At 44.7% G+C, this 9,481-nt stretch carries 8 protein-coding genes; 7 read left to right on the top strand and 1 reads right to left on the bottom strand.

Translation table 11 applies throughout. The annotated features are described in order from the left end of the window. Nucleotides 1-293 precede the first annotated feature (293 nt). From fumC to VF500_RS23925, 4 genes are all read left to right on the top strand, one after another. The gene (gene fumC / locus VF500_RS23910; protein ID WP_330862081.1) at nucleotides 294-1,691 is read left to right on the top strand and encodes a class II fumarate hydratase; all 1,398 of its coding nucleotides are present in this window, start codon (nucleotides 294-296) and stop codon (nucleotides 1,689-1,691) included. 53 nt (nucleotides 1,692-1,744) lie between these two features. Then, nucleotides 1,745-2,329 carry a hypothetical protein gene (locus VF500_RS23915; RefSeq protein ID WP_330862082.1) on the top strand — a complete coding sequence of 195 codons (585 nt, stop codon included), beginning with the start codon at nucleotides 1,745-1,747 and terminating at the stop codon, nucleotides 2,327-2,329. Further along, entirely contained in the window at nucleotides 2,329-3,123 is a 795-nt protein-coding gene (locus tag VF500_RS23920; RefSeq protein ID WP_330862083.1) for a S1/P1 nuclease, read from the top strand. Before VF500_RS23915 ends, VF500_RS23920 begins: the two co-directional genes overlap by 1 nt. A 112-nt stretch (nucleotides 3,124-3,235) precedes the next feature. Beyond that, nucleotides 3,236-3,670: a low molecular weight protein-tyrosine-phosphatase gene (locus VF500_RS23925; protein WP_330862084.1), complete on the top strand. Its 435-nt coding sequence runs from the start codon at nucleotides 3,236-3,238 to the stop codon at nucleotides 3,668-3,670. Between the two features lie 146 nt (nucleotides 3,671-3,816). On the opposite strand, the gene VF500_RS23930 is transcribed toward VF500_RS23925, so the two are convergent. Then, a complete protein-coding gene (locus VF500_RS23930) occupies nucleotides 3,817-4,323 on the bottom strand; it encodes a GNAT family N-acetyltransferase (protein ID WP_330862085.1) in 507 nt (168 codons plus the stop codon). Nucleotides 4,324-4,702: 379 nt separating this feature from the next. On the opposite strand from VF500_RS23930, the gene VF500_RS23935 reads away from it, so the two are divergent. The 3 genes from VF500_RS23935 (at nucleotide 4,703) to VF500_RS23945 (ending at nucleotide 9,094) form a co-directional block, all read left to right on the top strand. Beyond that, on the top strand, nucleotides 4,703-5,932 hold the full coding sequence (locus tag VF500_RS23935) for a DEAD/DEAH box helicase (RefSeq protein WP_330862086.1): 1,230 nt from the start codon (nucleotides 4,703-4,705) through the stop codon (nucleotides 5,930-5,932). A 285-nt stretch (nucleotides 5,933-6,217) separates the two neighbouring features. After that, nucleotides 6,218-7,213, top strand: coding sequence for a glycoside hydrolase family 43 protein (locus tag VF500_RS23940; RefSeq protein WP_330862087.1), 996 nt, complete (start codon nucleotides 6,218-6,220; stop codon nucleotides 7,211-7,213). Nucleotides 7,214-7,477: 264 nt separating this feature from the next. Continuing rightward, nucleotides 7,478-9,094: an aminopeptidase P family protein gene (locus tag VF500_RS23945; RefSeq protein WP_330862088.1), complete on the top strand. Its 1,617-nt coding sequence runs from the start codon at nucleotides 7,478-7,480 to the stop codon at nucleotides 9,092-9,094. The last annotated feature ends 387 nt before the right edge of the window (nucleotides 9,095-9,481 follow it).

Genomic DNA, 9,481 nt, shown 5'->3' on the forward strand with positions numbered 1-9,481 from the left:
CCTTACCGTTGTTAACTTTTTCCACAAAAATCAAGGTTATTAACAAAGAAAAAGAAGCAAAAAGAAAGCTTCAACAATAATAACAACCTCTATTATTTTGTTGAAGCTAATCTAAAGGCAATGACATGGCTTTTTTAACCAGCATTTCAACTGATCTGAATCTTCCAAACACCAACAAGGGAGAGTAAACATAGACCGGTTTATAGAATCATCGCTCCCTATCAAAAAGTTTACACCCTGCATTCCCCCGCATCATATAAAAACATAACTTTGCCCCTGCAAAATTTAATACCATGAGTTTCAGAACCGAACACGATACCATGGGCGAGGTACAAGTACCTGCCGACAAATACTGGGGAGCGCAAACCGAACGCTCACGCAATAATTTTAAAATTGGTCCGGAGGCGTCAATGCCGAAGGAAATTATCGACGCTTTCGCATACCTGAAAAAAGCCGCCGCCTATACCAATACCGATTTAAGTGTATTGCCTGCCGAAAAGCGCGACCTGATAGCACAGGTTTGCGACGAGATCCTGACCGGCGCGCTGGCTTCAGAGTTTCCGCTGGTGATCTGGCAAACAGGTTCGGGCACGCAATCAAACATGAACGTGAACGAGGTGGTTGCTAACCGCGCCCACGTATTACAAGGCAATAAACTGGGCGAAGGCAAAACCTTCATCCACCCTAACGATGACGTGAACAAATCACAATCATCAAACGATACCTACCCAACTGCTATGCACATTGCGGCGTACAAGATCCTGATCGATGTAACCATCCCGGGCATCGAGAAGCTGCGCGATACTTTGCAGGCTAAGGTTGAAGCTTTTAAATCGGTAGTGAAAATTGGTCGTACCCACCTGATGGATGCTACCCCGCTTACTTTAGGCCAGGAGTTTTCAGGTTATGTATCGCAACTGAACCACGGTTTAAAAGCCTTGCGTAACACGCTTGATCACCTTTCAGAACTTGCACTTGGCGGTACTGCCGTAGGTACAGGCATCAATACTCCTAAAGGTTATGATGTTAAAGTTGCCGAGTACATTGCTCAGTTCACCGGTTTGCCGTTCATCACTGCCGAAAATAAATTTGAAGCACTTGCCGCTCATGATGCTATTGTTGAAAGCCATGGTGCGCTGAAACAAATTGCGGTTTCGCTAATGAAAATTGCTAATGATATCAGGATGCTGGCTTCTGGTCCACGTTCGGGTATTGGCGAAATTCATATTCCGGATAACGAGCCGGGGTCATCTATCATGCCGGGTAAAGTTAACCCAACCCAAAACGAAGCCGTTACCATGGTAGCTGCACAGGTTATGGGTAATGATGTGGCTATTTCTATCGGCGGTTCAAACGGCCATTATGAGCTGAACGTATTTAAACCACTGATGGCAGCTAACTTCCTGCAGTCGGCAAGGCTAATTGGAGATGCTTGTGTGTCGTTCAATGACCATTGCGCTGTTGGTATTGAGCCAAACTACGAAGGCATCAAAAAACACCTTGAAAACTCACTGATGCTGGTAACTGCACTTAACCCGCACATCGGTTACGAAAACGCAGCTAAAATCGCTAAAACAGCCCTTAAAAACGGCAGCTCACTGCGCGAAGCAGCTATTGGTTTAGGCTTACTAACCAACGAGCAGTTTGACGAGTGGGTACGCCCTGAAAATATGATAGGCAGCTTGAAATAAGCAACCTCACCTCAACCCCTCTCCAAAGGAGAGGGGCTTTTTTAATTTCGTTTATGCAAAAACGCTATAGCTTTCGTTTTTTCTCTTTCTGCTTTAGGCCTTTTGCTTTAAGCCTTCAGCCTTCTGCTTTAAGCTTAAAAAAAGCCTATCCATTTATAGCTTTCTGCCTTCTGCTTTCAACTTTCAGCTCATGTACCAGGAACCCCGATATGCAGGAACCCGGAGATAGCAAACTGCAGGGCGAATGGCGGCAGGATAGTGTGCCTGCGCAAAAAAGCCTGGTAACATATTCGCTATATGATATCAAATTCAGCTGCGATTCATTTCTTTTGAAGATTAGTACCGTTAGCAAGGTTAATTACGGAGCTGATACCTGTATGAGCAAAGGCCATTGGGATGAATACATTCGCGGAACGTACTCGCAAAGACACGATACGCTGCGCATTAAAGGGCAGTTTTGTAATGCCGATGGCTCGTATAAAAATGAACAGGGCTGTTTCAGATTTGGCGATTATGAAGAATATTTTAAGGTTCACCAACAAAGCGATTCACTCATCAGGTTTGTAAGCACATCCAACGTAATACCTATTAACGTGCATCTGATAAAAAGAACAAGCTGTATTCCAAAACCATTGTAATGAAAACACAACTTTTAAAGAAACTTTTGCTGCTGGTGGCGATATTTTATATCCCCCTGCAAAGCATGGCCTGGGGCACCAACGGTCACCGCATTTGCGGCCAGGTTGCCGATAGCTACCTGAGCCCTAAAGCCCGCAAGGCCATACAGGCTATTTTGGGCGATGAGTCGATAGCGATCACCAGTAACTGGGCTGATTTTATTAAATCGGATCCGGCTTACAATTATCTGTACAACTGGCATTTTATTAACCTGGAAAAGGCATATACTTATCCAGAACTGCAAGGCTATTTAAAAGCTGATACAGCTGTTGATGCCTACACTAAAATGAATTTTTTGATTGCCGAGCTCAAAAAGAAAACCACAACTAAAACCAACAAGCTGCTCTACCTGCGCATGCTGATCCATATTGTAGAGGATGTTCATCAGCCTTTGCATACCGGCCATTTAAGCGATAAAGGCGGTAACGATGTAAAAGTGCAATGGTTTGGTAAAGACAGTAACCTGCACTCGGTTTGGGATAGCCAACTGATCGACTTTCAGCAGTTGAGCTATACGGAGTATGCAACCATGATCAACCATACTACCGCTGCTCAGCGTACCAAACTGCAGGCGGCTCCGATAAGTGAATGGATCTACGAAAGCGACCAGATTGCCGACAAACTATACACCGATGTTAAGCCGGGCGAAAACCTGAGCTATAAATACAACTTTAAATACATTGGTTTACTAAACGACCAGATGGTAAAAGCCGGCGTTCGTTTGGCCGGGGTGTTAAATCAGATATTTGGATAATTTTTTGAGTGAGTGGTTTATTGGGTTGAATAAGTGAGTGGTTAAATGCCGGTCGATTTTCAACAAGAAAAACCACTCACCTAATCCAACTACTCACCCAATCAACTAAACAATGAAAATACTAATGGTATGCCTGGGCAATATCTGCCGTTCGCCGCTGGCGGAGGGTATCATGCAGCACCTGGCAGATGAAAACGGACTTGGCTGGGATGTTGATTCGGCAGGTACGGGGAGCTGGCATGTGGGTGAAGCCCCCGACAGACGCTCGGTTCGTGCTGCACGTAATCATGGTGTTGATATCAGTAAACAGGTTTGCCGCCAATTTAAACGTGCTGACTTTGACGAGTTCGACCATATTTTTGTGATGGACCGTAATAACCTGAGCGACGTACTTAACATGGCCCGCAACGAAGAACAGGCCGCTAAAGTGAAACTTCTTTTAGGCGATAAGGTTGTTCCCGATCCTTATTATGATGACAATCAATTTGAACCGGTATTTGAATTGATTGAAAACGGTTGTAAGGATATTATAAGGGATTTGAGATAAATTTAATAGTGATGTCATTGCGAGGAGCGAGCGGGAATGAGCCTTGGGGCGACGCGGCAATCTCGTAGCCATGCCAACCGCTGTGCATGTTTACCCTGTATGGCTACGAGATTGCCACGCTATCGCTCGCAATGACATATTTATATTTACTGCTTATTGATCACCCTAAAAAACGGTACATCTTCCCCATACCAAAACACAATCCCTTCACGCACGAAGCCGGCTTTGATCAGTACCCTTTGTGATGCTGCATTTTGAGGATGGGTAACGGCGCAAACCTCTTTTAATCCAACTTTATTCAAGCCGTAGTTAACTAAAGCTTCGGCAAGTTCTGTTGCAATGCCCTGGCCCCAGTATTTGAGGTGCAGGCGATAGCCCAGCTCAATTCGACTCCGGTCGTAATCACTGGGTTTGAGGGCGCAAACGCCTATAAAATCGTTATCGGCAATATTAAAAATTCCCCATCTGCCCAGCCCGGTTCCGTTCTTGTATTCCTTCAAGGTGTCTTTAAAAACCTGTTTACTCTCCTGCGGAGTACGCTTTTTTACATATTGGGTAAGGCGGTCATCAGCATCTATCAGGGTAGAAAGCTCTTCGTCTTCGGCAGTAAATTCGCGGATCAGCAGGCGTGGTGTTTGGGTGATAATATTCATAGGTATTCAAAAGTAAATTTTTGAATTGATTGGGAAGGTAAGATGAGTGTCATTAAAGAGTGCTATAGGTATATTTTGCAGGACAAGGTGCCTTGAAATGCAAAAGGAGGCACCTACGGAGCCTTGATATCTGTCGTGTATTTAGCTACAAACATGATACTCCTACGGAGTTCTATGCATGCGTGCTTTTTTAAACTCCATTAGGAGTATCATGTTTATAGAAAACGAAATGAAGCTTTTTGGCTCCGGAGGTGCCTCCTGTATTGGACAGGTGGTGAACCGATTAATTATTCTGGTCCTTTAACGGTAGCTGATTATGCTAAAACCCTCATTTACCGTTAAATTTTTTATACCTTGCATAATTTACTTATAAGATATAGTGACTTTCCAGGATTTTAATTTTAACGAGCAATTATTTGAAGGTGTAGAGAGTATGGGGTTCCTGAACCCTACGCCCATACAGGCCATGGCTATCCCAACCATTATGGAGGGGCGCGACCTGATTGCATGCGCTCAAACAGGTACCGGTAAAACCGGTGCTTACCTGCTGCCTGTTTTAAACAGCATCAGCAAAACCCATAAACACCATACCAGTGCCCTTATACTTGCCCCAACCCGCGAGCTTGCCCAGCAAATAGATCAGCAGGTTGAAGGCCTTGCCTATTTTACAGGCATCAGCTCCATCGCTGTTTTTGGTGGCGGCGACGGCATTGTTTATGAACAGCAACGCCGCGGCATTCAAAACAACGTAAATATCATTGTAGCTACTCCCGGCAGGCTTATCGCCCACCTTACATCAGGCATATTAAAACTCAATCACCTTACCCATTTGGTACTTGATGAGGCCGACCGCATGCTGGACATGGGTTTTTCGGACGATATCATGAAGATCATCAGCTACCTGCCAAAAGAAAGGCAAACGCTGCTGTTTTCTGCCACCATGCCCGGCCGTATCCGCTCTTTGGCCAAGGCCATTTTGAAAGAACCCGAGCAGATCAATATTGCCATTTCCCAGCCGGCTGTCGGTATCGATCAGCAGGTTTACCGCGTGCACGATCAGCAAAAAACGCCACTGGTGCAGCATATTCTCAAAGATTCTGCATTTACAAGCATCATCATCTTTGCCTCGCGTAAGGAAATTGTTAAAGCATTATATAAAGAACTTAAGGCTATCAAGATCAATGCTATGTCGTTCCACTCTGATCTGGAGCAGAAAGAACGCGAAGAGATCCTGCTTAAATTTAAAAATAAGCAATTACCGGTTATCATAGGTACCGATGCCCTTTCGCGCGGAATCGATGTGGAAGGGATCGACCTGGTGATCAACTATGATGTTCCCGGCGATCCGGAAGATTATATCCACCGCATTGGCCGTACAGCTCGTGCCGCCACCACCGGTACTGCTATTACTTTTGTTAATCACCGCGACGAACGGAAGCTCAAGAATATTGAAAAGCTGATAGAAAAGCCTATCAAGCTGATGGCTCTTCCCGATGAACTGGCTGCGATACAACCCCTTAAACCCGAACAACCGCAAGGTGATGCTAAAAGAAAACCTAACCGCCGCTGGGGTAAAAAGAAACCGAAACAACAGAATACCGGTAATTAAAAGATTTTCACGAATACTTTTAAGTTGAACACAATTTAATCGAATTACACGAATTTTTAATTAATTTAAGATTCGTGTAATTCGATTAATACGTAAAAATTAGTGTAAAAATTTTCATTTATAGTTTTCTGTCTGGATGTGGTTAAAAGCGATTTCCCTGTAGCTTACTGTTTTAATCCTGATAATATTAAATTCGTGTAATTCGCTTCAATTCGAATAAATTAGTGCACCATTACTAAAACGTTTTATCTATTTTAATATCTTAGACCAAAAATCTATTTCCCAATGATCATCCCTAAAAAGCTGGTTTTACTGGCAGCATTAGGTGTGGCGCTTACCACATCTGCAAACAAAGCATTAGCACAAGAGAAAAAGACATCCGGTAACCCTATTGTTGAAGGCTGGTATGCCGATCCGGAGGCTAAGATCTTTAATAAGCAATACTGGGTGTACCCAACCTACTCGGCCAAATATAACGACCAGGTATTTATGGATGCCTTTTCATCTCCCGACCTGATCAATTGGACTAAGCATCCGAGGATTATAGATACCGCTGCTGTAAAATGGGCAAAGCGCGCGATGTGGGCTCCTGCGGTGACTGAAAAAGATGGCAAATATTACATCTTTTTTGGCGCTAACGATATTCAGAATAATAACGAGGTTGGTGGTATAGGTGTTGCCGTTGGCGATAAACCTGAAGGTCCGTTTAAGGACCTGTTGGGCAAACCACTCATCGGACAGATCATCAATAAAGCTCAACCTATCGACCAGTTTGTTTTTAAAGACGATAATGGTCAGTACTACATGATCTACGGTGGCTGGGGCCAGTGTAACATTGTAAAACTGAAAAACGATTTTACCGGTGTTGAACCATTTGATAATGGCGAAACCTATAAACTGATCACTCCTAAAGATTATGTTGAAGGCCCGGTGATGTTTAAACGCAAAGGCAAATACTATTTTATGTGGAGCGAAGGTGGCTGGACCGGTCCGGATTATCGCGTAGCTTATGCCATTGGCGATTCGCCTTTTGGTCCGTTTAACCGTATAGGAACCATATTAAAGCAGGACGCCAGTATAGCCACAGGCGCAGGTCACCATTCGGTGATCCAGGTGCCGGGTAAGGATGAATGGTATATTGTTTACCACCGCCGCCCGCTAACCGAAACAGACGGCAATCACCGTGTTACCTGTATCGATAAAATGTACTTTGACAAGGATGGCAAGATCCTGCCGGTGAAGATCACCAATGAGGGTGTAACGGCGAGGAAGATTAAGTAGCCCAGAGCCCGTCTTCAATTCTACATCATGTCATTGCGAGCGATAGCGTGGCAATCTCGTAGCTATACAGGGCGGATCTGCTTTGTGGTAATGCAAGGCTACGAGATTGCCGCGTCACGCCCCCGGCTCATTCCCATCACGTTCCTCGCAATGACACTTATTTATTTTGCAAATCGTTCAATTCCCCCTAAAAGGGTGACCGTGATATCATCTGATATTTAGTATCTTAAACCGTTTTTTGACTGACATTATTCCTTTATCATTATGACGCGATCATTTTTTCGGGCATTAGTAGTTTTACTTGCCCTCACCGGCAGTAACCGCTGTTTAGGACAAGCCGCCGAAAACCTACCCTCTGATTATTTAAGCAAAGAATTTCATGCCGGAAGACGCCAGGCCCTGCGCGACCTGATGCCCGCCAATTCGGTAACGGTGATCTTTTCTTACCCCGAGCAGGTGTTTTCGAACGATGTTAATTATGTATACCATCCTAACCCCGATCTGTATTATTTTTCGGGATACAAGGAGCCAAATTCGGTATTATTAGTGTTTAAAGACACGCAGGCCGATGGCGATAGCAGCTATAACGAAGTTTTGTTTGTACGTCACCGCGATGCCGGTCGTGAGCAATGGACTGGCAGGCGTTTAGGCGTTGAAGGCGCTAAGTCGCAGCTTGGCTTTAAGCGGGCGTACAACAGCGAGGATTTTGCGAAATTCCCTGTTGATTTTAAAAAGTTTGCCAATGTATATTATGACGCGCTGCCCGAAGATGTTACCGGCGATGGATCGACAGGAGAACTTAAGAAGCTGATAGCTGCTTTTAAAACTAAAGCCGGTATAACGGAAACCAACAGGCAGGTTATGAGTGACCTTAATTTGATAGCAAGAATGGTTACCCCTCAAAATTTAGACCGTGTCATGACTTATTTTAAAGATAAGTTTGCAGATGAGGATCACAAGAATAATCCGCTTATACAACAATTGGTGGCCAAACCCGATTCTACGACACTTGCCGATGTTAAGGCAAAGATTGCAACAACTTACGGCGGTAACACCGGATATTCTGAATTTACTTCCAAACTTCGCGGTGTAAAAACACCGGAGGAAATAGCCGTATTGAAAAAGGCTGTTGAAATATCAAGCCTTGCCCACCTGGAAGTGATGAAATCAGTAAAGCCAAATATGAGCGAACGTGAGGTGGAAGGGATCATGACCTATGTACACAAAAGGTACGGAGCAGAAGATGAAGGCTATCCGCCAATTGTAGGCGCCGGAGCAAATGGTTGTATCCTGCACTATGAAGAAAACTCGGCTACAAAACTTAACAACCAGTTGCTGCTGATGGATGTTGGTGCCGAATATCATGGCTACTCTGCCGATGTTACCCGTACCGTACCGGCCAACGGCAAATTTACCGAAGAGCAAAAGGCTATTTACCAATTGGTGTATGATGCCCAGGAAGAAATTTTTAAGTTATGCAAAGCAGGCGTTCCGTATGCCAGCCTTGAACAGAAATCGGCCGAAGTTTTAGCGGCAGGGTTGATCAAGCTGGGTATTATTAAAAATGCTTCAGAAGTGCGTAAGTACTACCCGCATGGTTGCTCGCACCATTTAGGGCTTGATGTGCATGACAAAGGTGGTCGCGGTAATTTGGAAGAGAATTGGGTGATCACTGTTGAGCCGGGTATCTATATCCCTGCCGGCAGCCCCTGCGATAAAAAATGGTGGAATATTGGTGTACGCATTGAAGATGACGTACAGATAGGTAAAGACAAGGGTACAATCCTATCAATAGATGCACCACGCAAATGGCAGGATATTGAAAAAGCCGCAACCGAGAAAAGCATTTTTGAAGCGGCTAAATTTCCGGAGCTGAAATAAAAATAAAGTAAGATAAGAAAAAAAGCCGCCGCTCGCCTCCTGGCGAGTGGCAACTATTGTACAGGCCTCTGGCCTGCTTCGGCGGCGAGACGCCGCGAGATAGCTGACACCCAGCTGAAGCCGAGCGACGGCGTGGAAAATTAACTTTATGTCATTGCGAGGAGCAACACGGGGTTGTGCAATGGGGCGACGTGGCAATCTCGTCGTTATGCCTGTACTATATGCAAAGCCGCTGAGCATAGCTACGAGATTGCCACGCTATCGCTCGCAATGACATGGAGGTAATTAAACATAAAAGCCCTTCGGATCAAGTTCCGAAGGGCTTTTTGTTTAAGCAAACTATCTTTTACTTCTTAATCCTGCTTTTCAACTCAGCCGATGGCATGG

Origin of the sequence: Mucilaginibacter sp. (assembly GCF_036383575.1) — a bacterium.
Classification (GTDB): domain Bacteria; phylum Bacteroidota; class Bacteroidia; order Sphingobacteriales; family Sphingobacteriaceae; genus Mucilaginibacter.